The sequence below is a fragment of the Rhizobium sp. BK212 genome (assembly GCF_014197475.1).
GTDB lineage: Bacteria > Pseudomonadota > Alphaproteobacteria > Rhizobiales > Rhizobiaceae > Rhizobium > Rhizobium anhuiense.
This window is the reverse complement of record NZ_JACIFS010000008.1, coordinates 232,273-256,490: the sequence shown is the minus strand read 5'-3', so window position 1 is coordinate 256,490 and position 24,218 is coordinate 232,273. Positions and strand designations below refer to the sequence as shown.

Genomic DNA, 24,218 nt, shown 5'->3' with positions numbered 1-24,218 from the left:
GCGTTGAAACAACTTCTAATGCAAGTCAGCGAAAAGAGCATCACCCAAATGGGGTACGGGACGCTGGGAAGCCGACCTTTTTTGGTGTTTATTTCCTTCCATTTGATTTTACGCAATTTCTGGGCGCAAAACCGCACCATACCTTTGCTGAAATTGCGTCTGGGCCGGCGGCTGCATGGATGCTCGGGTCAAGCCCGAGCATGACGGAGACGGAGGGCGCGACGGCAAGAGTGGAGACGCCCGGAGCATTGTCTTGGTCAGCAGGTTCCCCACACTCCGTCATCCCAGGGCTTGGCCCGAGGATCCACCGCGCAAGCACTGCCGGCCTGTGCAAATAAGAAATGTCACTCTTCCCCAAGGCAGAGAGACACCGCAAGGCTCTCCCCTACAAAACCTCAGGCAATCTCGCGCAGGCGCTCGGCCGTCTGCAGGTCGACGGAAACGAGCTGGGAGACGCCCTGCTCGGCCATGGTAACGCCGAACAGGCGGTTCATGCGGGCCATGGTGATCGGATTGTGGGTGATGATGACGAAGCGGGTCTCGGTGGAGGCCGCCATTTCGTCCATCAGATTGCAGTAGCGCTCGACATTGTGGTCGTCGAGCGGCGCATCCACTTCGTCGAGCACGCAGATCGGCGCCGGATTGGTGAGGAAGACGGCAAAGATCAGCGCCATCGCCGTCAGCGCCTGTTCGCCGCCCGATAGCAGCGTCATGGTCTGCGGCTTCTTGCCGGGCGGGCGGGCGAGGATTTCGAGGCCGGCTTCGAGCGGATCGTCGGATTCGATCAGCTGCAGCTCGGCGGTGCCGCCGCCGAACAGATGGGTGAACAGCCGCTGGAACTGGGCGTTGACGATGTCGAAGGCGGCGATCAGCCGCTCGCGGCCCTCGCGGTTGAGGCTCTGGATGGCGCCGCGCAGCTTGCGGATCGCATCGATGACGTCGTCGCGCTCCTTGATCAGCGCTTCGAGCTTCTCGCTCAGCTCCTTCTGCTCCTCGTCGGCGCGCAGGTTGACGGCGCCGAGCCGCTCGCGCTCGATCCTCAGACGCTCCAGCTCGCGCTCGACCTCGCGCGGATCGGGAAGCGCCTGCATGGCCGGGCGGCCGGTCAGCTGCAGCGCCTCGTGGGGGGCGACGTTCAGGACCTCGCGGATGCGGCCTTCGCTTTCCTGCCGCTTCTCGCGGGCAGAGACGAGGCGCTCCTCGGCGCGGCCGCGGCGTTCACGGCATTCGGCAAGTTCCGACAATGCCGTCGTCGCCTTTTGGTCAGCCTCGCGCTGGATGCGTTCTGCCTCAGCCAGCAGATCGCTGGCCTGGCGGCGCGCCTCCTCGGCCTTCTGCAATTCGCTGAGCAGAGCGCGGCGCTTGTCGTCAAATTCGTCCGGCGCCAGTTCGAGCTCGGCTGCCTCTTCGCGCGCCTCTTCCTCGCGCTCGCGCAGCGTGGCGACATGATCTTCGCCGCTTGCCGCCCGCTGGCGCCAGGTCTCGCGCTCCTGGCCGATCGCCATGATGCGGCGCTGGCGGGCGTCGTTTTCCCTGGCCAGGCTTTCATGGCGGGCGCGGCTTTCGGCGAGCGCGCCGCGATCGGTCGCAACTTCGGCCTGCTGGAAGCGCAGCCGCTCGTCGATCGCGGTGAGATCGGGCGCGTCCTCCAGCTCGATGCGAGCATTTTCCTCCTGGACGGCGATCTCCTCCAGCTGTGCGCGCAGCTGGCTGGCGGCCTCGCTGACGACGTCGCGGCGGCGGATGAGATCGCCGGAGGCACGCTCGGCGGCGGCAAGCGCATCGCGGGCTTCGGCGAGATGGCGCGCCGACAGACGGCTCATGTCGCGCGCCTCGGCAAGCCGGCGCTCCTCGGCGCGGATCGCCTCAGCGGCCGCCGCCTGCCGCTCCTCGGCTTCGGCAAGCACGTCGCGGGCAAGGGTCGCTTCGCCTTCGAGTTCGGCCAGGCGGTTCTTCTGGGCAAGGCGGAGCGCGGCGGCACTCGGGGCATCGGCGCCGGTGACATGGCCATCCCAACGATAGACGGCGCCCTCTTTCGTCACCAGCCGTTGGCCGGTTTTCAGCGCCGCCATCAGCGACTGCGCTTCCGCTCCCGCGACAAGGCCGATCTGACGCAGGCGGCGGGTCAGTGCCGCCGGCGCGCGGACATGGTCGAGCAGCGCTGTTACGCCGGTGGGAAGCGCCGGATCGGCGGCGCCGTCGCCATTGACCGACCAATGGGCCGGGGCCTCGGCATCGAGCGGCGATTCCAGATCGTCGCCAAGCGCAGCACCCAGCGCCGTTTCAAAGCCGCGATCGACCTTCAGCTCGTCGGCAACCGGCGGAAATTTGCCGGCGGCCGCACCGGCGGCGAGCATGCGGGAAATGGTGCGCGCCTCGGTTTCAAGCGCATTCAGGCTCGAGCGGGCCTGATCGACCGGGGCGCGCGACAGCGCCTCGGTCTGGCGGGCTGATGCCAGCGCCTGTTCGATCACCTGGACGGCGGCTTCGGCGTCGGCGACGGCGATTTCGCCGGCCTCGACGATGGCGCGTTTTTCGTCCGGATCGGGCAGGCCTGATATCTTCTCGCCGATGGCGGAGAGTTCGTGGTTTGCCTCATCCATCTGCCGTTCGAGACGCATCCGCCGGTCGGTGAGATCGCGGATGGCGCGTTCCAGCTGGTTGCGGCCGGCAGCGGCTTCCGCGCGTTCGGCTGTCAGCTGGGTGAAGATGCGCTCGCTATCGGCCAGTTTGGCCGCCGCGCCCTCGAATGCCTCGCGGGTCTCCTCGGCATAACGGCCGGAATCGGCGAGGATTTCTGCAATCTCCGCCTCTTCGGCATCGAGCTTGGCCAGGATGACGGCATTGTCGGCCACCAGCCGCTCCTCGCGTCTTATATCCTCGGCAAGCTGGGCAAGTCGGCGGGTCAGCTCGTCGCGGCGGCGCAGGATACGGCCGGCATCTTCCTCGAGCTGGCTTCTGGCGATCTGCAGGCGCTGCAGCGCGGCGGCGGCGCGGGCCTCGCCCTCGCGCAGTTCCGGCAGCTTCAGGCTGGCGATGCCCTGGTTCTTCGCTGCCTCCATCTGCAGCTGCGCTTTTTCGGCGACGACTGATGTCGCCTGGTTCAGCGCGCTGTCGGCCTCGGCTTCGGCCTCTTTGGCCTGCACCCAGCGGATATGCAAGAGCATCGCCTCGCGGGCGCGGATGTCGGCAGACAGCGTCTTGAAGCGGTTGGCCTGGCGGGCCTGGCGCTTCAGGCTCTCGATCTGGCTTTCGAGCTGCGAGGTGACATCGTCGAGGCGCTCGAGATTGCCTTCGGCGGCGCGCAGCCGCAGTTCGGCCTCGTGGCGGCGGGAATGCAGGCCCGATATGCCGGCCGCCTCTTCCAGCAGCTGGCGGCGGGCCTGCGGCTTGGCCTGGATCAGCTCGCCGATGCGCCCCTGCCCGACCATCGACGGCGAACGCGCGCCGGTGGAGGCGTCGGCAAACAGCAGTTGCACATCCTTGGCACGGCTTTCCTTGCCGTTGATGCGATAGAGCGAGCCCTGCTCACGCTCGATGCGGCGGGTGACCTGGATCTCGTCGCTGTCATTGAAGGCGGCCGGCGCGGTGCGCTCGCCATTGTCGAGATAGAGCGCCACTTCGGCGGTGTTGCGCGCCGGGCGGTTGCCGGAACCGGAAAAGATCACGTCGTCCATGCCGGAGGCGCGCATGTTCTTGTAGGAATTCTCGCCCATCACCCAGCGCAGCGCCTCGACGAGGTTCGACTTGCCGCAGCCATTCGGCCCGACGACGCCGGTCAGCCCCCGTTCGATGATGAATTCCGTCGGCTCGACGAAGGATTTGAAGCCGACCAGGCGCAGCTTGTTGAACTTCATGCAGAAGCTCCGGCGTGCCGGGCGGGCTTGTCACGCAGCCACAAAAAAACGGGCGCACGGCTTTCGCCGTCGCCCGTTCTATCGAAACGATCCGGTTCAGAGCAGGCTGTCGATGAGCTTGGACATGGTGTCAACCGGCATGTCTCCAGAGTAGCGCTTGCCATTGATGAGGAAAGTCGGGGTGGCGTTGACGCCGAAATCCTTGGAACCTCTTTCCCGCGTGGCGTTCACTTCATCCAGAAGCTTCTGGTTCGTCAAGCATTTCGTGAAGCTATCCTCAGTGAATCCGGCAAGCTTCGACATCTGCAGCAGTGCGGCGCGGCCGTCATCGGCGGCGGCCCAGATCTGCTGCTGCTTGAACAGCATCGAAACCATCGGGAAATACTGTTCCGGAGTGCTCAACTGTTCCGAATTGGAAGAGCTGCAGCGGGCGAGCATGAAGGCTGCGGCGGCGCGCGGGTCGAAGGGGAATTCGCGGATGATGAACTGCACCTTGCCGGTGTCGACGTACTTCTGCTTGATCGTGTCGAAAGTGGTGTTGTGAAAGTGGGCGCAATGCGGGCAGGTCATCGACATATATTCGACGATCTTGACCGGGGCGTCGGACTTGCCCAGCGCCATTTCCGGCAGCGCACCGGGCTTCAGCACCTCGGCCATATCGACATCGCCGTCAGACTCCGGCATGTCGGTCGCCGCTGTGGCCGCCGTCTGCATGGTGTCGACATTGGTGCCGTCGGCCATGGTCTTGCCGGAAGACGAAGCATCGGCAGCGTCCTTGCTGTCGTTGCAGGCGACAAGCGCGACGGCAGCTGCGGCGATGGCGATACCGCTGAGCAGGCGGCGTTTCGTCAGTTGCATTTCGGACATCTGCATGGGTTCCCCATAACTAATGAGATTGACGGCGTGATTGTGCGATATAACGGCTTGCGGCCGCTCACAAGCCACGGATCACCAACTTCCTTCAAAGAATTGTGACCGTGATGGGACCAAAAGCGCACGTTGCGTCCGAAATCGGCGGTTCTCAGTTTTCACGGAAGGCCGAAGGCGTATTTCGGCCGGCATAAAACAGTCTCAACACCTGCACCCGATCCTTCACGATCCGGTAAGCGATCGTCACACGCCGCTCGAAAACCAGAATTCGCACGCCCGGGGCAAAATCCTCGCGCGGCGCTCCCCCTTCCGGCATGTCCTCGAGATCATGACAAACCTGCTTGTCGACAAGAATTTCTCGGCGTGCCGCGTGTCGAAAAAGACCGTCAGCGGCAAACTCGTGTCGATGAACGCGGCCAGCGCGCCAGACGCCATAGCGGCGATCCTGGCGGTCATGCCGCTCGATCATTTCGTCGAACAGCCGCTCATGCATATGGAGGATCCGGATCAGACCGGCATCATGCTACCGGTTCATGCGGATGTGGAATTGCTCTGCTCGACGGCGGAAAAGCGAAGCATCACGAGCAGGCCCATCGAGCGCTTTGACTACTATCCGCTGGCTGAAGCCTGCTTTGCCGTGGTTCAGACAGGGGAGATACGGCCCTATGGCAACTTCATCTTGAAGAAGGGTGTCGTTTAGCGGCGGTCCTGGACGTCAGCGTTGATTCCCCCGCTTCCCCATCACCGCGGTCCCTAAGCGCTGGATCGCCTGGCGCAGCTTGTCGTTCTCGATCCCCTCCATCATGCCTTCGAGCTTGCGGGCGGCTTCGCCTTTCAGCGGCGCCGGGGTGCGGGAACGGCGGGGAGCTTGGGAGACCGGCTTCTGGACGATACGGATCTGGTGGACGGCGGCGAAGCCGAAGAAGCTGTTGATGCGCTGGATGAGTTCGCCCTGGGCATGGGTGAGGAACAGCGCGCGCGCGCCTTCGCAGGCGATGGTGAGCACGCCGGGGCGGAAGCCGCCGGCCTCGTTGCCGCCGCGGGCCCAGGCGATTTTTTCCGGCCGGGTGCAATCGGCGAAATCCTCGCCGGCGATTTCGCTCCACGAGCCGAGCAGCGCCGTGTTGATGCCGGCGCGCCGCGCCAGGACGGGATCGATCAGCCCGTTCGCCAGCTCGGAAATCTGCTTTACATCTTTGCGTGGATAACTCATCGAAACCCTTGGGCGCCGCCGCCAATCGCACAGACAATTGGCGCGGCCGACTTGATCGCGCGGCATTGCTTCGCCAAGTATAGGCACTTCCCCCCATCGCGGCAAATCATGACGATCACCACACTCGACACGCCCTCGGCAAAGCCCCTCCTCGACTGGTATGATCGCCACCACCGCGACCTGCCCTGGCGTGTCTCGCCCGGCATGGCGGCCCGCGGCGTCAAGGCCGATCCCTATCACGTCTGGCTTTCGGAAGTGATGCTGCAGCAGACGACGGTGCAGGCGGTCAAACCCTATTTCGAGCGGTTTCTCAAGCGCTGGCCCGAGGTGACCGATCTTGCCGCGGCGGAGAACGACGCTGTCATGGCCGCCTGGGCGGGGCTCGGCTATTACGCCCGGGCTCGCAACCTGAAGAAATGCGCCGAGGCGGTGGCGACAGAGCATGGCGGCATCTTTCCCGATACCGAAGAGGGGCTGAGGTCGCTCCCCGGCATCGGCGACTATACGGCCGCCGCCGTCGCGGCCATCGCCTTCAACCGGCAGGCGGCCGTGATGGACGGCAATGTCGAGCGGGTGATCTCCAGGCTCTATGCGATCGAAACACCGCTGCCGGCTGCAAAGCCCGCGATGAAGGAAAAGGTGGCGCTGCTGACGCCGGCAGAACGCCCCGGCGATTTCGCCCAGGCGATGATGGATCTCGGTGCGACGATCTGCACGCCGAAGCGGCCGGCCTGTTCGCTCTGTCCGTTCCGGGGTGCCTGCGAGGCGCTCAAACTTTCCGATCCCGAGTTGTTTCCGGTCAAGGCGGGGAAGAAAGAGAAACCGGTGCGCTACGGCGCAGCCTTCATCGCGGTGACTGGCGATGGCGAAATCCTGCTGCGGCGGCGCATCGACAGCGGCCTGCTTGGCGGCATGACCGAGGTGCCGACGACAGCCTGGACGGCGCGCATCGACGGCGAGACCTCGGCTGCGGCCGCGCCCTTCGAGGCGGCATGGCAGTCCTGTGGCACCGTCATCCACGTCTTCACCCATTTCGAGCTCAGGCTGTCGATCTGGCGTGCGGTGATCGCCGGCAAGGTCGGCACGAATGACGGATGGTGGGAGCCGGTTACAAATCTTGAAGCGCAGGCGCTGCCGACCGTCATGAAAAAAGCGATCGCAGCGGCTATTCCTCTCGCGTTTAAAACATCCAAGGGATGACCATGACCACCGGCATAAAGCATATTGTTTTCGATATCGGCAAAGTCCTCATTCATTACGATCCGCATCTTCCCTTCAGCCGCCTGATCCCGGATGAGGCCGAGCGCAACTGGTTCTTCGCCAATATCTGCACCCATGACTGGAACATCGAGCAGGACCGCGGCCGCAGCTGGGCGGAGGCCGAAGCGCTGCTGATTGCACAGCACCCGGCACGTGAGGAACAGATCCGCGCCTTCCGCAAATATTGGCACGAGATGGTGCCGCACGCCTATGAGGACAGCGTCGCCATCATGGAAGGGCTGATCGCCGAAGGGCGCGACGTGACGATGCTGACCAACTTCGCCTCCGACACCTTCCGCGAGGCGCAGCAACGCTTCGCCTTCCTCAACCGACCGCGCGGCGTCACCGTTTCCGGCGATGTCGGCCTGATCAAGCCGGATATCGCCATCTACGAGACGCATACGAAAAGCTTCGGCCTCGATCCCGCGGCCACGATCTTCATCGACGACGCGCCGGTCAATGTCGAAGGCGCCAAGGCCTATGGCTGGAATGCGGTGCTGTTTTCGGGTGCGGAGAAGCTGCGCAGCGATCTCGCCGCTTACGGATTGAAGGTCTGAAACCCATGGCTTTCGACCCCGCAGAAGAAATCGAACGTTTTCACGCCGCGATCAACGCCCTCGATTTTCCCGCCATCGAGGCCTATTTCGCCGAGGGTGCAACCTATGTCTCGAACGGCGTCGGCAGTCTTGCCGGCCGGCCTGAGATCATGGCGGCCTTCCGGCGCTATTTCGACGACTATCCCGATCAGACGGCGGAAAATTCGCTGGTGGAAACGTTGACGCCGCTCTCCGGCCGATCGGTCTGGTCGGTGCGCGCCACCCACAGCAAGACGGGCAAGCCGCTGATCCGCGAGGGCGAGGAGACAATCACCTTCAATGCGGAAGGGCGCGTCACGCGGGTCGAGGTCACCGATTATCAAGAGTTCTGATGACCGAGTTCAGCGCAAATAGAAGACGCCCGGAGCTTGAACTCCGGGCGCCTTGACCTTCTCCCGCAACTGGAGGGAAATCGGAAGAAGGTATCTCGATCTTGCGAAGGTGGTGCTCACTCCACCTTTGCCAGATCACTGCGGATGACGGACCTGAGATCGTCGATCGGGCGCAGGGACTGCCCGTCTTCGAAATGCCAGAAGGTCCATCCGTTGCATGCATCGAGACCCTGCACCTTGGCGCCGAGACGATGAATGGAGCCGGCCTCGCCGCCTGAGGCCACGGTGCCGTCGGCGCGCACGATGGCGCTGTAGCGGCGCTTGGCATCGGTCAGCACCTGGCCGGGCTTGATCAGGCCGCTTTCGACCAGCACGTTGAAGGCAACGCGGACTTCGGCCTTCTTGCCGGTCATGACGGTCAGTTCCGCCTTGCCGAGCGGCTCGACGGCGGCGATGCGGGCCGAGGCCGCATCGATATAATCCTGCTCGCGCTCGATGCCGACGAAGTGGCGGCCAAGACGCTTGGCGACCGCACCCGTCGTTCCCGAGCCGAAGAAAGGATCGAGCACGATATCGCCGGGCTTGGTCGAGGCCATGATGACGCGGGCAAGCAGCGCTTCCGGCTTCTGCGTCGGATGCACCTTCTTGCCGTCCTCGCCCTTCAGCCGCTCGCCGCCATTGCAGATCGGGAACAGCCAGTCGGAGCGCATCTGCACGTCGTCATTGGCCGCCTTCATCGCATCGTAATTGAAGGTATAGCCCTTGGCCTTGGCGTTGGGGCTCGCCCAGATCATCGTCTCATGGGCGTTCTGGAAACGGCGGCCCTTGAAATTCGGCATCGGGTTGGTCTTGCGCCAGATGATGTCGTTGAGGATCCAGAAGTTCAGATCCTGCAGCGTGGCGCCGACGCGGAAGATATTGTGGTAGGAGCCGATCACCCAGATCGAGCCTGTCGGCTTCAGCACCCGCCGGCAGGCCAGCAGCCAGGCACGGGTGAAGGCGTCATAGGCCTCGAAGGAGGCGAACTGATCCCATTCGTCGTCGACCGCATCGACCAGCGACTGATCGGGACGATGCAGCGTTCCGCCGAGCTGGAGATTATACGGCGGGTCGGCAAAGATGATATCGACGGAGTGGCTGGGCAAAGCTTCGAGGGCGCTGACGCAATCGCCCTTGATGATCGTGTCAACCCAGGAATCCGACCGGGATCCCGGCCGGGAATCCGACTTGACGGAAGCCTTGAGGTCGGCAAGCGGAAAAACTGATGCCATTCTGATACTCACTCATACGCTCTACGCTTAACTGTCCGTTATGGTTACGCAACTTAGTTACCAAAGCCTGAAGCGGTGGCCGATTTCGGGAATTTATTCGGCCGGCCGGTGAGTGAGCGGCAGACTTTGCCGACGCCGGCGATCAGGCGGCGTCGTGAATCCTGCGGCTGTCGGCCGGCGCTTCGTCGCGTTCAAACATGCCGTAATCACGGACGACGCTGGCGATCCGCAGGCGGTAATCGGCGAAGATGCCGCCGCGGCCGGCCTGCTGCGCTGCCCGGTGCGCCTCGAGATTGCGCCACTCCTTGACGGCCGCCTCGTCGCGGAAGAAGGAGAGCGATAAAAGCTTGCCGCGGTTCGTCAGGCTCTCGAAACGCTCGATCGAGATGAAGCCGTCGATCTTTTCGAGCTCGCGGCGCAACTCGCCGGCAAGATCCAGATATTTGTGGCGTTCGCCCATATAGGGCACGACTTCGAAGATGACGGCGATCATGGCAGCACCAGCTTGGCGTGAGGGGCGGAGACATTTTTGAGGAAGATGCGATCTTCCTTCAGGATGAAGCGCTCGCGTCGGGCAAATTCGTAATTCTCGCGGCCGAGCGGGTCGGACGCCAGCCGGGCGCGATAGGCTTCATAGGCGGCGAGGCTCTCGATATTATAGACGCCGTAAGCCGTCGTCGCCGATCCCTCGTGCGGGCCGTAATAGCCGATCAGGTCGGCACCGTTCTTCGGAATCGCCTGGCCCCAGTTGCGGGCATATTCGGCAAACGCTTCCTTCTTGAAGGGGTCGATCTGATAGCGGATGAAGCAGGTGATCATATCGTTTCTCCTTTGCTGTCTCAGTGCTCTCCTGGGCCGTTTTCGCACATTGCCTGACGGCGATGCTTCGGTTACGATCGAACTATGAAGGAAGGCCCAGACATTGCGCAGATTGGCGCGCTGATCGGCGATCCCGCCCGCGCCAACATGCTGGCGGCGCTGATTGGCGGCCGGGCGCTGACGGCGACGGAGCTTGCCGGCGTCGGCGGCATCACCGTACAGACGGCGAGCACCCATCTCGCCAAGCTCGAAGCCGGTGGGCTGCTTGCCCAGCGCAAGCAGGGCCGCCACCGATATTTCACCCTCGCCGACGAGGCCGTCGCCCGGCTGATCGAAAGCATGATGGGTTTTGCCGCCGGACGCGGGCACCTGCGCCACCAGCCGGGACCGAAGGAGCCGGCGCTGCGCAAGGCGCGCATCTGCTACGATCATCTTGCCGGCGATTACGGCGTGCGCATGCTCGACAGCCTGATTGCCTCCGGCTCGATCGAGGCGGTCGGCGACGGCCTGGCGCTGACGGAAAAGGGCGAAGGTGACCTCAAATGCATCGGCATCGATGTCGGCGACCTCAGATCCTCGCGCCGGCCGCTCTGCCGCTCCTGCCTCGACTGGAGCGAAAGACGCACCCACCTCGCCGGCAGCCTCGGCAAGGCGCTGCTGTCAAGCTTCCTCGACAAGGGCTGGGCGCGGCGCACGGCCGAGAGCCGCTCGATCCTGTTTTCGCCGGAAGGCGACCGGCAGTTCCTGAGGCTGTTTCCGGTCGATCCGTAGCTTATTGCCGGTCTGCAGGAGGTTCCAAGGCCGTTTCCGGCGGCCTCATGCCCCTGCCCTCTTTTCATCTTCCTGCCGCACATGCGCCCGCAGCGCCGCAAGAGTGAGCGCCAGCGCCGCGTGGTTGCTCTCGGCTTCACCGAGCACGCTTTCGCCCTCATCGATCTCGCGCAGCTGCGCACCGTAAAGCGACTCGTCCGATGTCTGGCGGCCGCAGGCGAGGTGCCAAACCGCATCCGGCTGCACCTCCCGGCACAGATCGATGGCGTGATTGACATCATGCGTGAACGAACGCGCCATCAGGAAACCATGCGGCGACTTGATACTGCTCGGCATATAGTCGTGGGGACCGTCGAAATCGTCCGGTTCGGCCGGCCGGAATTGCTTCAGCAGGAAAGCACAGGTGATGAAGGCGTCGATCCGGCTGTCGGGCATATCAGTCTTTTCCAGGGTCTCGATGATGTCCTCGATCGTCATGCGGTCTTCCTCTTCGTCCGTTCCTTGGCATGCCGCTTGTTCTCCTCCCCATAGCGGCGGTGACGTCCTCCTCGATCGCCATCTAGTGCATGAGTTTGCCAAAGGTAGTCCTGGGGCCGCGGTTAGAACTGCATGACGCGGATTTGATGGATGTCGCGCCGTTCTCAAAGAAGGCGCACCTCTGCCGTCCCGGTAACAGGCTCGCCTGCTGCCCGTCCATGTTCTCTCGGTACTCGGACGCTATCGGCGGCTTAGCTCTGGCAGCCCTTCTTCCTCATCTTCCTTTCGACCTTGGCTCTCTTGTCGGTGCCATCCCCGGCATGCTTTCCGCCGGTCAGGGCATTATCTTTCATCGCCTGCAGCTGCGCACAGCTTCGGTGCTTTCCCCTGGCGTTGACGTCGGTGGATGTGAAGGCAAACAGCAGCACTACGGCTGCCGCCGGTCGGACGAAAGCTGAAAGCCTCATGGTCCCTCTCCTTGTGCGGCTGCATGCTACGCCCAAGACCGTGAAGCAGCAATGAGCGGCCACGATGGGCGGATCAACCTTTCATCGAAAATGAAATATCGAATGCAACCTATTGTTTTTACGCCACTAAGGATCGGTGCTGAGAAATCATTAAGCATATTCCCGTACTCTCACGTTCTAAATTAACGAGAGAGCCCTGTCATGGCGTCGATCCAGCATAAGATCATCATTGCGAGCATCGCGATTTTCGCCTTGGCGGGTGGCGCCACGGGGGTCGGTATCTGGTCGGCCTCGACCCTGTCGGAAAACAACGCCGACGTTGCCCGGTCGGCGCAAATTCTGCGCAACCACATGCAGGCCGATATGATGCATGACGCGATGCGCGCGGACGTGCTGGCATCGATGCTGGCGTCCAATCCGGCAGCGGGCATAGAAGCGGCCGCGGTGAAGGCGGACCTGGTGGAACACGACGCGTCGTTTCGCGAGATGATTGCCGCCAACAAGGCGCTTGCCGCCGACGACAAGACCAAAGCGCTGCTTGCCAGCATCGAACCTCCCCTTCTGAGCTATATCGAAAGCGCCACGAAAATCGTGGATCTGGCAAACCAGGATCCTTCGGCGGCCTTGAAGGCCTTGCCCGCATTCATGCAGCAATTCTCGACGTTGGAAACGGCCATGGAACAGGCCGGCGACGAGATCACCGCCGCGTCGGACGAAATCTCCAAGCGTAGCGCCGACGTCAAGGCTTCGGTCGATATCGCTCTGAAAGCACTTCTGGCCGCAGCCGCATTGTTCGCCATTGGTCTCTATTTCCTGACCCGCAAGACCGTAACCAAGCCGATCCTGGCGCTTTCCAACGATATGCAAAGGCTTGCCGGCGGTGACACGGCCATTGCCTGCACCGGGATCGGCCGCTCGGACGAAATCGGAACGATGGCATCGGCCGTCGAAATCTTCCGCCAGGCGGCAATTGCCAACAGGCAGCTCGAGCAAGACGCCGAGGCAGCCCGGTTGCAGGGCGAAACCGAACGGCTGACGGCCCGCAAACAGGCCGACGAAGATGCAGCCGTTCGGCTGCGGGCGGCGACATCCGGCCTTGCCGCCGGCCTGAAGCGGCTTGCATCCGGCGATCTCGCCTTCCAGATCGACGAGCCGTTCGCACCTGATTTCGAGGGCCTCCGGCATGATTTCAACATGTCGATCCGCCAGCTCGACCAAACGCTCGGCGCCATTGCGGCCGCCATTGCCGCAATCGACGAAGGCACCAGGGAAATCGCATCCGGGGCCGGCGATCTGTCCAAACGCACCGAACAGCAGGCTGCCTCGCTCGAAGAAACCGCCGCAGCGCTCGATCAGATCACCGCCAATGTCTCGAACTCGAGCAAGCGCACCGACGAGGCGCGCACGGAAGCGACCGATGCGAACCGCAATGCCGCCAAGTCTTCGGAGGTCGTGTCGCATGCCGAAGAGGCGATGCGCCGCATCGAGGCTTCGTCGCAGCAGATCTCCAGCATTATCGGAGTGATCGACGAGATCGCCTTCCAGACCAACCTGCTGGCGCTGAACGCCGGTGTCGAAGCGGCGCGCGCCGGAGAGGCGGGCAAGGGCTTTGCGGTGGTGGCCCAGGAAGTGCGCGAACTCGCCCAGAGATCGGCCCAGGCGGCAAAGGAAATCAAAGGCCACATCCAGAAATCGTCGGTGGAAGTGGAAAGCGGCGTCAAGCTGGTTCTCGACACCAGCCAGGTTCTGAAGGCGATCAGCGAACAGATCGCCCGCATCAATCAGCACATGGATGCCATCGCCGTCTCGGCAAGAGAACAGTCGACCGGCCTTGCCGAAGTCAACACCGCCGTCAATTCCATGGATCAGGTGACCCAGCAGAACGCGGCGATGGTGGAGCAATCAACCGCGGCATCCGGTCATCTCGCCGAGGAAGCCGCCAAGTTGCGTGAACTCGTTTCCCGGTTCAAGCTGCGCGCGACGGCTTCGACGCCATCTGCCGCTGGACGCCGGAGCGGGCAGCTGGCGGCCTGACGGCTTCTGTCTGCTCGCCATTTCCATTCCCGCGACGTCGAGGACCTCAGATCATTGCGGCTGCCGCTCCTGCCTCGACTGTAACGAAAGGCGGGCTGATCTTGCCGGCCGTCTCCGCGAGGCCCTGCTGTCAAGTTTCTTCGACAAAGGCTGGGCGCGCCGGGCGGCGGAAAGTCGCCCGATCATCTTCTCAGCGGAGGGCGACCGGCAGTGCCTGCACTCTCCAGCAGTGGCAGCAGAGCCTATCCAAGTGGGCGGGTGATAAATCAGATCAAAGTCCACCACCCTCACCCGCAGCATCGAGGACATCTAGCGCACCCTGATGCCAATAGGGTCTTTTGCAGATCAAAAACGCAAAAGATTCAACACGCCATCGGAAATACAAATCAAACAATAAATGGTTGCGTTGACTCTAATATGCTACCTGTTGTTTAATGACGATGTCATTAACGGAGGAACGCAAGATGTCCGTCACGTTAAATTCTCCAATCTCATGGAAAAATCCATCTGCCGACGACAGCACTATGCTTGACAACCTTCAGCCGAACATCATCAAGGCGCATGTTCGTGAGTTTTTGACTCTGTTTTTTCTGCGGTTTGACGATAAGGAAGCTGCGAAAAACTTCCTTCGGGCAATTTCCACGACGCTGATGAAATCGGCAAAGCAACATTTAATGGAAATTGAAGCATTCAAAGCCAAACCTTCGACGCCGGGAACGCCGTACATCGGGCTTGGCCTTACTGACGAGGGCTATCAAGCCCTCCAAATCGCCCAAAGGCCGAGCGATCCGATATTTCGCGCGGGCATGCAAAAATCCGACTTGAATGACCCTGATGTCAGCAGGTGGGATTCTTATTTTCGCAATCCCATCCATGCGGTCGTTCTGGTGGGAGATATGCTCAATGACACCAAGGTCACTGCTCACGATCAGGTGGTAAACTTGATCCAGGCCTCGCATGGGGTAACAATTGTGGGGACGCAAGATGGCCTGGGTCTTCACAATGACAATAGAGAAGGTATCGAACACTTCGGCTATGTCGATGGGCGCAGCCAGCCGCTGTTTCTGCTGGAAGACATCGACGCGGAAGAAAACGCGACAGATGGAATTGCGAACTGGGATCCGGCTTTCCCATTAGAACAGGTTATTGTTCCTGATCCAGCAGCGCCCGATCCGGCCGTTCATTTCGGAAGTTACTTCGTATACCGGAAGCTGGAACAAAACGTCCGCCGGTTCAAAAGGCAAGAGCAGAAACTTGCAGATCGCTTGTTCGGATCTGATGACGAAAGGGCCGGCGCCATGGTCGTCGGGCGCTTTGAGGACGGAACGCCGGTCACGATGCAGTCAGAAGACGGCGTTGAGTCACCCGTCCCGAACAACTTCAACTACTTCAGCGACAAGAGCGGCGCGAAGTGTCCCTTTTCAGGGCATATCCGAAAAACCAATCCGCGAGGGTCGGGCGGGTTCGAAAACAGTGCTGGCGAACGAAAGCACCTCATGGCCCGACGCGGCCAAACCTATGGCGTGCGAACAGATAATCCGAACGATGGCAGGATCGAGAACAAACCGAGTAAATACGTCGGCCTGTTATTCATGGCTTTCAACAGTGATATAGGCAATCAGTTCGAATTCACGCAGAAAAATTGGGCCAACAATCCCGGTTTCCCAGCTGTGCCGACCGGCTTTCCAGCGCCGGGGGTCGATCCGGTCATCGGTCAAACAAAACAAGATGCTGCGCGACCAGATATGGAAGGAGCGGCCATCTGGGGTGATCCCGGCTCCCTCAAGACCGTTGCAACCGTTCCTCAAGCGGTGAAGATGAAGGGAGGCGAATATTTCTTTATGCCGTCCCTCGCATTTCTGAGTTCGCTTTAAGCTTGCCATGACGTTGGCGGGCAATCCTGCCGACGTCATTCCACGGTCATCTCCAGGGACTCTCACCTGATAGCGCCGCGCACGATGCTAGGCGAGCATGCGGCGTGCGATTGTGCCTTCCGGCTCCCTCCCATGCGCCTTCGGTGGCGAGCGAGTTCCTGCTTGTCGAGGCCGGGATGAAGGTGGCCTACGCCGTCGATCCGGCAGCAACGCCGGAGCCGGTCGCTTGCCGCATCGCAGCCATGCTTGAGATCCGGTTGAGCTTTGGGCGGGCATCGTGTAAAGCCGCAGCATCCCCGGACAAGACCCAGGCTTTCGGCCCAGATTTCAGCAAGGCGTGAACATATGGACGGCTTCGACCTCATCATCTTCGACTGCGACGGCGTTCTCGTCGATTCCGAAATCATCGCGGCGGAAGTCGAATCCGCGCTGCTGACGGAGGCCGGCTACCCGATCGGCGTCGAGGAAATGGGCGAGCGTTTCGCCGGCATGACATGGCGCAACATCCTGCTGCAGATCGAGCGCGAGGCGAGCATCCCGCTTTCGGCCTCGCTGCTCGACAAGTCGGAGAAAATGCTCGACCTCAGGCTGGCGCAGGACGTCAAGGCCATTGCGGGCGTCGAATTCGCCGTCTCCCGGCTGCCGATGAAGCGTTGCATCTGCTCGAACTCCAGCACCAAGCGGCTCGACATGATGCTGACCAAGGTGGGGTTGAAGCCGCTGTTTGCACCCAACATTTTCTCCGCCAAGGATCTCGGCCCCGACCGCGCCAAGCCGAAGCCCGATATCTTCCTGCATGGCGCAAGCCAGATGGGTGTTTCGCCTGACAAGGTCGTCGTGGTCGAGGATTCCGTGCACGGCGTGCATGCGGCGCGTGCCGCCGGCATGCGCGTCATCGGCTTTACCGGCGCCTCGCACAGCTATCCCGCCCATGCCGATAAATTGACCGATGCCGGCGCCGAAACGGCGATCTCGCGCATGAACGACCTGCCGGGCGTCGTCGCCGCCTTGGCCGCCTGGGACAACGTTCTCTGAGGCGCCCGAAGCCGCTAGCCCGCTCTGGTTTGAGCGTACGGCTGCCCTCACCCTAGCCTGACCGGGTGGCGGCGCCGGATGAGGGGCCGCTATCGATGATTTCCCAGGCCGGTGTAGGCCGAAGGCCGAATTGCTTAGCTGCTCTTCTTGGTCTTCGCCGGCTGGGTGTCGAAGCCGACATTGACGCGCACCAGGGCGCCGGCGCCGACCGGCATCTTGATGCCTTCCTTGCGGAAGATCACCTGCGTGCCAGGCGCGCCTGCCGGAATCTCGGTCGCGAACTTGGTGACCTCGGAATAGAGCACGTTCTCGCCGTCGAGGATTGTGACGCGGATCGGCAGCGTCAGCGGGCCCGGCGCACCGGCCGGGCCGGTGATCAGGCGCAGCTGGGCGACGACCGTCATCGTCAGGTTGGTGTCGTTCAGCGTGCATTGGCGGGTGTAATCGCCGAAGGAGGCCTGGTAGACGATCTGCTGCGGATCGTCCTTCTTGCCCTTGGCATAGGTGCGGAAGATCGCATCCTGGTCACGCATGAAGATCTGCGGGCAGGCGCCCTGGACGACCGGGGCAACGGTGCCCTGCGCGGTCGTGGCCGTGCCGATCGACGGATTGTTCGACGAGGGGTTGGCGGGTGCCAGCGGCATGATCTGGGCGGTGCCGTTCGGCTGGGTCGGCGGTGCAGACGACTTGCTGTCTCCGCCTATGCCGAGCGAGTTGCAGCCGGCGAGCAGGGCAAGAAAAGATGCGGAGACGATGAGACGCGAGACCTTGCCGAGCACCATATTCCATCCCTTGTACAAGCGTTTCTTGGAGGCCCCATGTCTTTTCCGCGAGGCCTTTCATGACGGTTTGCGATGGTCTATATCAGCGGCGCAAACAAAAATCGATTGGGTAAGCGCCGTTTTGATGCACTTTTCGCCGCCGGATGCGGGCAACTTCAACAGGATACCCGCGATGGCGTGCCTACGGGGCAGCCCCTCTCCAATTTTCGGCAGAGCAAGCCACGGCTGCGCCCGGCCGGATTTCTTCCAGCGATAGATCAAGGATGACGAACGTGGACTATATCTCGACCCGCGGCGAGGCCCCTTCCCTCGGCTTTTGCGACGCCCTGCTGACCGGGCTGGCGCGCGACGGCGGGCTCTACGTTCCCCGTAAATGGCCGAGCTTCTCGAAGAAGGAGATCCGGGCGCTGCGCGGCAAGACCTATCAGGAAGTGGCCTTCACCATCCTGTCGCCCTTCACCAACGGCGAGATCCCCGACGACACGTTCCGGGCGATGATCGACGAGGCCTACGGCACCTTCCGCCACCCGGCGATCGCGCCGCTCGTCCAGACCGGGCCGAACAGCTTCGTCATGGAGCTCTTCCACGGCACGACGCTCGCCTTCAAGGACGTGGCGATGCAGCTGCTCGCCCGGCTGATGGACTATGCGCTGGAAAAGCGCGGCGAGCGGGCGACGATCGTCGGCGCCACGTCGGGCGACACCGGCGGGGCGGCGATCGACGCCTTTGCGGGCCGCGAGCGCACCGATATCTTCATCCTCTTCCCGCACGGCAAGGTCTCGCCGGTGCAGCAGCGGCAGATGACGACCTCGTCTTCGCCAAACGTGCATGCGCTTGCCGTCGAGGGCAATTTCGACGATTGCCAGAACCTGGTGAAGGCGATGTTCAACGACGTGGCCTTCCGCGACAAGGTTCGTCTCTCCGGCGTCAACTCGATCAACTGGGCGCGCATCATGGCCCAGATCGTCTATTATTTCACGGCGGCCGTCGCCCTCGGCGGACCCGACCGGAAGATCTCGTTCACGGTGCCCACAGGCAATTTCGGCGACATCTTCGCCGGTTACTGCGCCAAGCGCATGGGCCTGCCGATCGACCGCCTGGTGATCGCCACCAACGAGAACGACATTCTGGCGCGGACGCTGAAGACCGGCCGCTACGACATGAAGGCGGTCAAGGCGACGAGCTCGCCGTCGATGGACATCCAGATCTCGTCGAACTTCGAACGGCTGCTGTTCGAAGCCTATGGGCGCGACGCCTCGAAGGTGCGCGCGGCGATGGAGAGTCTCAAACAATCCAATGGCTTCGAGATTGCTCCTGAAGCGCTGAAGGCGATCCGCCGCGACTTCCGCGCCGGCCGCGCCAGCGAGAAACAGGTGGCCGAGACGATCCGCAAGACCCATGCCGAGACCGGTTATCTGCTGGATCCGCATTCGGCGATCGGCGTCTTCGTTGCGGCGAAGAAAGAGAAGCCGAATACGCCGATGGTGACGCTTTCGACCGCGCATCCGGCGAAATTCCCCGTCGCCGTAAAATCCGCTTGCGGTATTGACCCGGCGCTTCCGACGTGGCTTGCTGATGTGATGCACAGGGAGGAGCGTTTCCAGATCATCAAGCCGGAGCTGAAAGCCGTTGAGACTTTTATCGGCAAACATGCCCGTGGCGAGACGACAGCAGGCGCAGAAAGATAGCCAATGACAGTTGAGTGCACCCGGCTCAAATCCGGGCTGACAGTAGTCACAGAAACCATGCCGCACCTTGAAAGTGTTGCGCTCGGAGTCTGGATCAAATCAGGATCGCGTAACGAGACGGGAGACGAGCACGGCATCGCCCACCTGCTCGAACACATGGCTTTCAAGGGCACGGCGCGCCGCTCGGCCCGCCAGATTGCCGAGGAGATCGAGGATGTCGGCGGCGAAGTCAACGCCGCGACCTCGACCGAGACGACCTCCTACTATGCCCGCGTGCTCAAGGATCATGTGCCGCTCGCCGTCGATATCCTCGCCGACATCCTGACGGAATCGGCTTTCGAGGAGGAGGAGCTGGAGCGTGAGAAGCAGGTGATCCTGCAGGAGATCAACGCCGCCAACGATACGCCCGACGACGTGGTGTTCGACCGGTTCTCCGAAGCCGCCTATCGCGACCAGACGCTCGGCCGGGCGATCCTCGGCACGCCGGAGACCGTCGTCTCCTTCACGCCGCAGCAGATCCGCGGCTATCTCGGCCGCAACTACACGACCGACCGCATGTTCGTGGTGGCGACCGGCGCCGTCGAGCATGATGAATTCGTCCGCATGGTCGAGGATCGTTTTGCGAGCCTGCCGACTTCGCCTTCCGCCCCGCCCGTCATGGAAGCGGCGCGTTATATCGGCGGCAGCGTGCGCGAGCCGCGCGACCTGATGGACGCGCAGATCCTGCTCGGCTTCGAGGGAAAGCCCTATCATGCCCGCGATTTCTACTGCTCGCAGATCCTCGCCAATATTCTTGGCGGCGGCATGTCCTCCAGGCTCTTCCAGGAAGTGCGCGAGTTCCGCGGCCTCTGTTATTCCGTCTATGCCTTCCACTGGGGCTTTTCCGACACCGGCATCTTCGGCATTCATGCCGCGACCGGCGGTGAAAACCTGCCGGAGCTGTTGCCGGTCATCATCGACGAGCTGCACAAGTCCACCGATGCCATCCACCAGAAGGAAATCGAGCGCGCCCGCGCCCAGATCCGCGCCCAGTTGCTGATGGGCCAGGAGAGCCCGGCTGCCCGCGCCGGCCAGATCGCCAGGCAGATGATGCTCTACGGCCGGCCGATCTCCAATCCGGAGATGATGGAGCGGCTCGAAGGCATCACCATCGAGCGGCTGACCGACCTTGCCGGCCGGCTGTTCTACGACACGGTGCCGACGCTTTCGGCGATCGGGCCGTTGGAGCAGCTCGCGCCGATGGAAGACATCACCGCCTCGCTTTCGGTCCCGGCGTCGAAGACGCTGCAGGCAAGCTGATCAGACGTCCGTCTGCCGGGAGTAATCGATGGCAAAATCCGTTTTTCGGTTTCTGTCGCGGCAGCCGGAAGCGGTGGAGCTGGAGAACGACAGATATCTCCTGCGCCTGCCGCGCTACCAGGATTTCAACCAGTGGCACCGGCTGCGCGCCGAAAGCCGCAAATTCCTCGAACCCTGGGAGCCGACCTGGCGGCGCGACGAGTTGACCGAGGGCGCCTATCGCGCCCGCGTCATCCGCGGCAAGCAGGAATATGCCTCGGGCCAGGCGGTCCCGCTGTTCATTTTCCTCAAAGGCGACATGACGCTCGTCGGCGGCATCACCATCGGCTACATCCGGCGGGGTGCGGCACAAAGCTGCATGATCGGCTACTGGATGGGCGAGCGCCATGCCGGCCAGGGGCACATGTTCGCCGCCCTGCAAATGGTTATTCCTTACATCTTCACCGGGCTTGAGTTGCACCGTATCGAAGCAGCCTGTATTCCAGATAACGCGCGCAGCATCCGTCTGCTTGAAAAGGCCGGGTTTCAGCGAGAAGGCTATCTGCGCGGATATTTGAAGATCAACGGTCAGTGGCATGATCATGTGATGTTTTCACGTCTCGCCACCGATACGGATAAAGGCAGGAAAACCGACAGCCGATGACCAGAGACCGCACGCTGCCCAAGTCACCGTCCGGACGAGTGATCGCGGTGATCGCAGCCCTTTTCCTGGCGGCCTTCGCCTTCGTGGCGGGTACGGCCCAGGCGGCCGAACCGGTGAAGATTTCCCGCGACGATACCGCGCTCGACCTGACCGCGACGACCGAGATCTATGTGAACCAGGGCGAGGCCTTCCAGGTTTCGACGGCCGCGGGTGCGGACGGCATCCGCCGCCGCATCGAGGTCCGGGCGAGCTCGGAGAACCATCAGGGCGACTGGGCGGTGTTTGCGCTCGCCAATGTCTCGGAAGAACAGCTCGAGCGCGTCATCGTCGCGCCGCATTTCCGCCTGGTCAATTCCAAGCTGTTCTGGCCGGATCTCGGCTCGCAGCGCATCAGCGCCATCACCCCGAGCGAAGGCTTCGCGCTCGACCGGCAGCCGAGCGACGAGGCCGACGTCTTCCGCATCACGCTGAACCCCGGCGCCGTCATCACCTTCGTCGCCGAACTGTCGACGCCGGAGCTGCCGCAGATCTATCTCTGGGAACCGAACGCCTACAAGGATACGATCAACGCCTTCACGCTCTATCGCGGCATCGTGCTCGGCATTGCCGGCCTGCTCGCCGTGTTCCTGACCATTCTCTTCGTCGTCAAGGGCACCTCGATGCTGCCGGCGACGGCGGCCCTCGCCTGGGCGGTGCTCGGCTATATCTGCGTCGACTTCGGCTTCCTCGGCAAGCTCATCAGCGTCGCATCGGCGGACCAGCGAATATGGCGCGCCTGCGCGGAGGTGGCGCTGGCGTCGAGTTTCGTCATCTTCCTGTTCACCTATCTGAACCTCAACCGCTGGCATGCGCATCTCGGCTACGCCACGCTTGCCTGGGTGCTCGGCCTTGCCCTGCTGTTCGGCGTGGCGATCTACGATCCGTCGATCGCCGCCGGTATCGCCAGGCTTTCCTTCGCGCTGACGGCGACGATGGGGCTCTTGCTCATCATCTATCTCGGCTTCAACCGCTACGACCGCGCCATCCTGCTGGTGCCGGCCTGGGCGTTGATCCTCGTCTGGCTGTTCGGGGCGTGGCTGACGGTGACCGGGCGGCTCGACAACGATATCATCCAGCCCGCCCTCGGCGGCGGCCTGGTGCTCATCGTGCTTCTGATCGGCTTCACCGTGATGCAGCATGCCTTTGCCGGCGGCGCGTTCCAGCAGGGGCTGTTTTCCGATCTCGAGCGGCAATCGCTGGCGCTGACCGGCTCCGGCGACATGGTCTGGGATTGGGATGTGGCGCGCGACCGCGTCGTCACCATTCCCGATGTCTCGACCAAGCTCGGCCTATCGCCGGGCGCCATGCATGGCGCGGCGCGCAACTGGCTGCCGCGGCTGCATCCCGACGACCGCGACCGCTTCCGCGCGACACTCGACGTGCTGCTCGAACATCGCCGCGGGCGGCTGAACCACGAGTTCCGCATCCGCGCCGAGGACGGGCATTTCCACTGGCTGTTGATCCGCGCCCGGCCGGTGCTCGGCTCGAACGGCGAGATCATCCGCTGCGTCGGCACCATCGTCGACGTGACCGAGCAGAAGAATTCCGTCGAGCGGCTGCTGCACGATGCGCTGCACGACAATCTGACCGGCCTGCCGAACCGCCAGGTCTTCCTCGACCGGCTGCAATCGGTGCTGGCGCTGGCGCCGGGCGGTGACACGCTGCGGCCGACGGTGATGGTGATCGACATCGACCGCTACAAGCTGGTCAATGATTCGCTCGGGGTGGCTGCGGGCGACAACATCCTGATCGCGCTGACGCGGCGGCTGCGCCGGCTGTTGAAGCCGCAGGACACGCTGGCCCGGCTTGCCGGCGACCAGTTCGGCCTGATCCTGGTTTCCGAGCACAATCCGGCCAAGGTCGCCGATTTCGCCGATGCGATCAGCAAGGCGATCATGGTGCCGATCAACTTCGCCAATCGCGAGATCATCCTGACGGCCTCGGTCGGGCTCGCCTCCTGGGTTGACCGGCAGGAAAGCGCCACCGGCCTGCTCAGTGACGCCGAGCTTGCGATGTACCGGGCAAAACGGGCGGGCGGCAACCGCGTCGAACCGTTCCAGCCGGCCTTCCGCGATTTCGGCACCGATCGGCTGCAGCTGGAAACGGATCTGCGCCGCGCCATCGAGCGCAAGGAATTGTCGATGGTCTATCAGCCGATCGCCAGGCTTGAAGATGTCGAGATTGCCGGTTTCGAGGCGCTGATGCGCTGGGAACATCCCAAACGCGGCAATATTCCGCCATCCGAATTCATTCCGATCGCCGAGTCCTCCGATCTCATCGGCCCGCTCGGCATGTTCGCGCTGGAACAGGCGACCAACGATCTGATGAGCTGGCAGCACCAGACCGGCGAATTGCCGATCTTCGTCTCGATCAATCTGTCGAGCGTCCAGCTGCTCAACAACGAACTCTATGACGACGTGCGCTCGGTTCTCGCCAAGACGCATTGCCATCCCTCGCGGCTCAAGCTCGAACTGACGGAATCCATGGTGATGGAAAATCCGGAACAGGCCCGCCTCGTGCTGCAGAAGCTGAAGGAGGCCGGCATCGGGCTGGCGCTCGACGATTTCGGCACCGGCTATTCGTCGCTCGCCTATCTCACCCGCTTCCCCTTCGACACGATCAAGCTCGACAAGGCGCTGGTGCGCGACGGCAGCGACAAGAAGGCGACCGTGCTCCGGTCGGTGATATCGATGGCGCGCGAGCTTGAGATAAAGGTAGTGGCCGAGGGGATCGAATCCAACGAGGACGCGATCGAACTCGCCAAGATGGGCTGCAGCTACGGCCAGAGCTACCTGTTCGGGCCGCCGATCCCTTCTGAATCGGTACTGCGGCTGCTGCGCGACCGCTTTCCGCTGACGAAACGGGCCTGAGCGGAACGGCCGGTCTAGTCG

General features: G+C 62.7%; 22 protein-coding genes and 1 pseudogene. 14 read left to right on the top strand and 9 right to left on the bottom strand.

What is annotated here, in order from left to right; genetic code table 11:
- Window positions 1–395: 395 nt before the first annotated feature.
- Together smc and FHT79_RS24215 are read right to left on the bottom strand one after the other, a co-directional pair.
- Window positions 396–3,857, bottom strand: a complete 3,462-nt coding sequence (smc, locus tag FHT79_RS24220) for a chromosome segregation protein SMC (protein WP_183904281.1) — start codon at window positions 3,855–3,857, stop codon at window positions 396–398.
- A gap of 96 nt (window positions 3,858–3,953) precedes the next feature.
- A complete protein-coding gene (locus FHT79_RS24215) occupies window positions 3,954–4,730 on the bottom strand; it encodes a DsbA family protein (RefSeq protein WP_183904280.1) in 777 nt (258 codons plus the stop codon).
- Window positions 4,731–4,764: 34 nt separating this feature from the next.
- Between FHT79_RS24215 and FHT79_RS32230 the strand changes: the two genes are divergently transcribed.
- Window positions 4,765–5,427, top strand: a complete 663-nt coding sequence (locus tag FHT79_RS32230) for an RbsD/FucU domain-containing protein (RefSeq protein WP_246714047.1) — start codon at window positions 4,765–4,767, stop codon at window positions 5,425–5,427.
- Window positions 5,428–5,442: 15 nt separating this feature from the next.
- Here the strand turns inward: FHT79_RS32230 and FHT79_RS24200 are convergent, their stop codons facing one another.
- The gene (locus FHT79_RS24200; RefSeq protein ID WP_097542924.1) at window positions 5,443–5,940 is read right to left on the bottom strand and encodes a DUF721 domain-containing protein; all 498 of its coding nucleotides are present in this window, start codon (window positions 5,938–5,940) and stop codon (window positions 5,443–5,445) included.
- A 108-nt stretch (window positions 5,941–6,048) separates the two neighbouring features.
- Here FHT79_RS24200 and mutY point away from each other — a divergent pair, with 108 nt between their 5' ends.
- From mutY to FHT79_RS24185, 3 genes are read left to right on the top strand one after another with little or no spacing between them, the layout of a single operon-like run.
- Window positions 6,049–7,140, top strand: a complete 1,092-nt coding sequence (gene mutY, locus FHT79_RS24195; RefSeq protein WP_183904278.1) for an A/G-specific adenine glycosylase — start codon at window positions 6,049–6,051, stop codon at window positions 7,138–7,140.
- 2 nt (window positions 7,141–7,142) lie between these two features.
- Window positions 7,143–7,757: an HAD family phosphatase gene (locus tag FHT79_RS24190; protein ID WP_097542822.1), complete on the top strand. Its 615-nt coding sequence runs from the start codon at window positions 7,143–7,145 to the stop codon at window positions 7,755–7,757.
- Window positions 7,758–7,762: 5 nt separating this feature from the next.
- Window positions 7,763–8,128: a nuclear transport factor 2 family protein gene (locus tag FHT79_RS24185; protein WP_183904277.1), complete on the top strand. Its 366-nt coding sequence runs from the start codon at window positions 7,763–7,765 to the stop codon at window positions 8,126–8,128.
- A gap of 116 nt (window positions 8,129–8,244) precedes the next feature.
- Here FHT79_RS24185 and FHT79_RS24180 read toward each other — a convergent pair whose 3' ends face one another.
- From FHT79_RS24180 to FHT79_RS24170, 3 genes are all read right to left on the bottom strand, one after another.
- A complete protein-coding gene (locus tag FHT79_RS24180) occupies window positions 8,245–9,399 on the bottom strand; it encodes a site-specific DNA-methyltransferase (RefSeq protein ID WP_047613981.1) in 1,155 nt (384 codons plus the stop codon).
- 142 nt (window positions 9,400–9,541) lie between these two features.
- A complete protein-coding gene (locus FHT79_RS24175) occupies window positions 9,542–9,892 on the bottom strand; it encodes an antibiotic biosynthesis monooxygenase (RefSeq protein ID WP_183904276.1) in 351 nt (116 codons plus the stop codon).
- On the bottom strand, window positions 9,889–10,218 hold the full coding sequence (locus FHT79_RS24170) for an NIPSNAP family protein (protein ID WP_063476493.1): 330 nt from the start codon (window positions 10,216–10,218) through the stop codon (window positions 9,889–9,891). Before FHT79_RS24170 ends, FHT79_RS24175 begins: the two co-directional genes overlap by 4 nt.
- 84 nt (window positions 10,219–10,302) lie before the next feature.
- Here FHT79_RS24170 and FHT79_RS24165 point away from each other — a divergent pair, with 84 nt between their 5' ends.
- Entirely contained in the window at window positions 10,303–10,989 is a 687-nt protein-coding gene (locus FHT79_RS24165; protein WP_183904275.1) for a metalloregulator ArsR/SmtB family transcription factor, read from the top strand.
- Window positions 10,990–11,034: 45 nt separating this feature from the next.
- On the opposite strand, the gene FHT79_RS24160 is transcribed toward FHT79_RS24165, so the two are convergent.
- Window positions 11,035–11,466, bottom strand: coding sequence for a hypothetical protein (locus tag FHT79_RS24160; protein ID WP_028755732.1), 432 nt, complete (start codon window positions 11,464–11,466; stop codon window positions 11,035–11,037).
- Window positions 11,467–11,717: 251 nt separating this feature from the next.
- The gene (locus FHT79_RS24155) at window positions 11,718–11,933 is read right to left on the bottom strand and encodes a hypothetical protein (RefSeq protein WP_047613975.1); all 216 of its coding nucleotides are present in this window, start codon (window positions 11,931–11,933) and stop codon (window positions 11,718–11,720) included.
- A 201-nt stretch (window positions 11,934–12,134) separates the two neighbouring features.
- Here FHT79_RS24155 and FHT79_RS24150 point away from each other — a divergent pair, with 201 nt between their 5' ends.
- The 5 genes and pseudogenes from FHT79_RS24150 (at window position 12,135) to FHT79_RS24135 (ending at window position 16,876) form a co-directional block, all read left to right on the top strand.
- Window positions 12,135–13,967 (top strand): methyl-accepting chemotaxis protein, encoded by a 1,833-nt coding sequence (locus tag FHT79_RS24150; RefSeq protein WP_097595229.1) that lies wholly within the window; start codon window positions 12,135–12,137, stop codon window positions 13,965–13,967.
- Window positions 13,968–14,028: 61 nt separating this feature from the next.
- Window positions 14,029–14,229: pseudogene (locus FHT79_RS32225) on the top strand (hypothetical protein); the annotation flags it as partial.
- A gap of 202 nt (window positions 14,230–14,431) precedes the next feature.
- A complete protein-coding gene (locus tag FHT79_RS24145) occupies window positions 14,432–15,841 on the top strand; it encodes a peroxidase (protein WP_183904274.1) in 1,410 nt (469 codons plus the stop codon).
- Window positions 15,842–16,017: 176 nt separating this feature from the next.
- Window positions 16,018–16,182: a hypothetical protein gene (locus tag FHT79_RS24140; protein WP_179867798.1), complete on the top strand. Its 165-nt coding sequence runs from the start codon at window positions 16,018–16,020 to the stop codon at window positions 16,180–16,182.
- 4 nt (window positions 16,183–16,186) lie between these two features.
- The gene (locus tag FHT79_RS24135; protein ID WP_028755737.1) at window positions 16,187–16,876 is read left to right on the top strand and encodes an HAD family hydrolase; all 690 of its coding nucleotides are present in this window, start codon (window positions 16,187–16,189) and stop codon (window positions 16,874–16,876) included.
- A gap of 134 nt (window positions 16,877–17,010) precedes the next feature.
- Here the strand turns inward: FHT79_RS24135 and FHT79_RS24130 are convergent, their stop codons facing one another.
- Window positions 17,011–17,658, bottom strand: coding sequence for a hypothetical protein (locus FHT79_RS24130; protein ID WP_028755738.1), 648 nt, complete (start codon window positions 17,656–17,658; stop codon window positions 17,011–17,013).
- A 263-nt stretch (window positions 17,659–17,921) separates the two neighbouring features.
- On the opposite strand from FHT79_RS24130, the gene thrC reads away from it, so the two are divergent.
- The 4 genes from thrC to FHT79_RS24110 are packed head-to-tail and all read left to right on the top strand — an operon-like array spanning window position 17,922 to window position 24,197.
- Window positions 17,922–19,346, top strand: coding sequence for a threonine synthase (gene thrC, locus FHT79_RS24125; protein ID WP_047613972.1), 1,425 nt, complete (start codon window positions 17,922–17,924; stop codon window positions 19,344–19,346).
- A gap of 3 nt (window positions 19,347–19,349) precedes the next feature.
- Window positions 19,350–20,645, top strand: a complete 1,296-nt coding sequence (locus FHT79_RS24120; protein ID WP_028755740.1) for a pitrilysin family protein — start codon at window positions 19,350–19,352, stop codon at window positions 20,643–20,645.
- A 28-nt stretch (window positions 20,646–20,673) separates the two neighbouring features.
- Complete coding sequence (locus tag FHT79_RS24115) at window positions 20,674–21,288, top strand: GNAT family protein (RefSeq protein ID WP_028755741.1); 615 nt, start codon at window positions 20,674–20,676, stop codon at window positions 21,286–21,288.
- Window positions 21,285–24,197 carry a sensor domain-containing phosphodiesterase gene (locus FHT79_RS24110; RefSeq protein ID WP_183904273.1) on the top strand — a complete coding sequence of 971 codons (2,913 nt, stop codon included), beginning with the start codon at window positions 21,285–21,287 and terminating at the stop codon, window positions 24,195–24,197. The genes FHT79_RS24115 and FHT79_RS24110 overlap by 4 nt, the downstream gene beginning before the upstream one ends.
- Window positions 24,198–24,218 lie beyond the last annotated feature (21 nt).

What these genes read in the sequence shown, in the direction of transcription:
- smc (WP_183904281.1), bottom strand. Translation starts at nt 3,857, where the DNA reads ATGAAGTTCAACAAGCTGCGCCTGGTCGGCTTCAAATCCTTCGTCGAG.
- FHT79_RS24215 (WP_183904280.1), bottom strand. Translation starts at nt 4,730, where the DNA reads ATGCAGATGTCCGAAATGCAACTGACGAAACGCCGCCTGCTCAGCGGT.
- FHT79_RS24200 (WP_097542924.1), bottom strand. Translation starts at nt 5,940, where the DNA reads ATGAGTTATCCACGCAAAGATGTAAAGCAGATTTCCGAGCTGGCGAAC.
- mutY (WP_183904278.1), top strand. Translation starts at nt 6,049, where the DNA reads ATGACGATCACCACACTCGACACGCCCTCGGCAAAGCCCCTCCTCGAC.
- FHT79_RS24190 (WP_097542822.1), top strand. Translation starts at nt 7,143, where the DNA reads ATGACCACCGGCATAAAGCATATTGTTTTCGATATCGGCAAAGTCCTC.
- FHT79_RS24185 (WP_183904277.1), top strand. Translation starts at nt 7,763, where the DNA reads ATGGCTTTCGACCCCGCAGAAGAAATCGAACGTTTTCACGCCGCGATC.
- FHT79_RS24180 (WP_047613981.1), bottom strand. Translation starts at nt 9,399, where the DNA reads ATGGCATCAGTTTTTCCGCTTGCCGACCTCAAGGCTTCCGTCAAGTCG.
- FHT79_RS24175 (WP_183904276.1), bottom strand. Translation starts at nt 9,892, where the DNA reads ATGATCGCCGTCATCTTCGAAGTCGTGCCCTATATGGGCGAACGCCAC.
- FHT79_RS24170 (WP_063476493.1), bottom strand. Translation starts at nt 10,218, where the DNA reads ATGATCACCTGCTTCATCCGCTATCAGATCGACCCCTTCAAGAAGGAA.
- FHT79_RS24165 (WP_183904275.1), top strand. Translation starts at nt 10,303, where the DNA reads ATGAAGGAAGGCCCAGACATTGCGCAGATTGGCGCGCTGATCGGCGAT.
- FHT79_RS24160 (WP_028755732.1), bottom strand. Translation starts at nt 11,466, where the DNA reads ATGACGATCGAGGACATCATCGAGACCCTGGAAAAGACTGATATGCCC.
- FHT79_RS24155 (WP_047613975.1), bottom strand. Translation starts at nt 11,933, where the DNA reads ATGAGGCTTTCAGCTTTCGTCCGACCGGCGGCAGCCGTAGTGCTGCTG.
- FHT79_RS24150 (WP_097595229.1), top strand. Translation starts at nt 12,135, where the DNA reads ATGGCGTCGATCCAGCATAAGATCATCATTGCGAGCATCGCGATTTTC.
- FHT79_RS24145 (WP_183904274.1), top strand. Translation starts at nt 14,432, where the DNA reads ATGTCCGTCACGTTAAATTCTCCAATCTCATGGAAAAATCCATCTGCC.
- FHT79_RS24140 (WP_179867798.1), top strand. Translation starts at nt 16,018, where the DNA reads ATGAAGGTGGCCTACGCCGTCGATCCGGCAGCAACGCCGGAGCCGGTC.
- FHT79_RS24135 (WP_028755737.1), top strand. Translation starts at nt 16,187, where the DNA reads ATGGACGGCTTCGACCTCATCATCTTCGACTGCGACGGCGTTCTCGTC.
- FHT79_RS24130 (WP_028755738.1), bottom strand. Translation starts at nt 17,658, where the DNA reads ATGGTGCTCGGCAAGGTCTCGCGTCTCATCGTCTCCGCATCTTTTCTT.
- thrC (WP_047613972.1), top strand. Translation starts at nt 17,922, where the DNA reads ATGACGAACGTGGACTATATCTCGACCCGCGGCGAGGCCCCTTCCCTC.
- FHT79_RS24120 (WP_028755740.1), top strand. Translation starts at nt 19,350, where the DNA reads ATGACAGTTGAGTGCACCCGGCTCAAATCCGGGCTGACAGTAGTCACA.
- FHT79_RS24115 (WP_028755741.1), top strand. Translation starts at nt 20,674, where the DNA reads ATGGCAAAATCCGTTTTTCGGTTTCTGTCGCGGCAGCCGGAAGCGGTG.
- FHT79_RS24110 (WP_183904273.1), top strand. Translation starts at nt 21,285, where the DNA reads ATGACCAGAGACCGCACGCTGCCCAAGTCACCGTCCGGACGAGTGATC.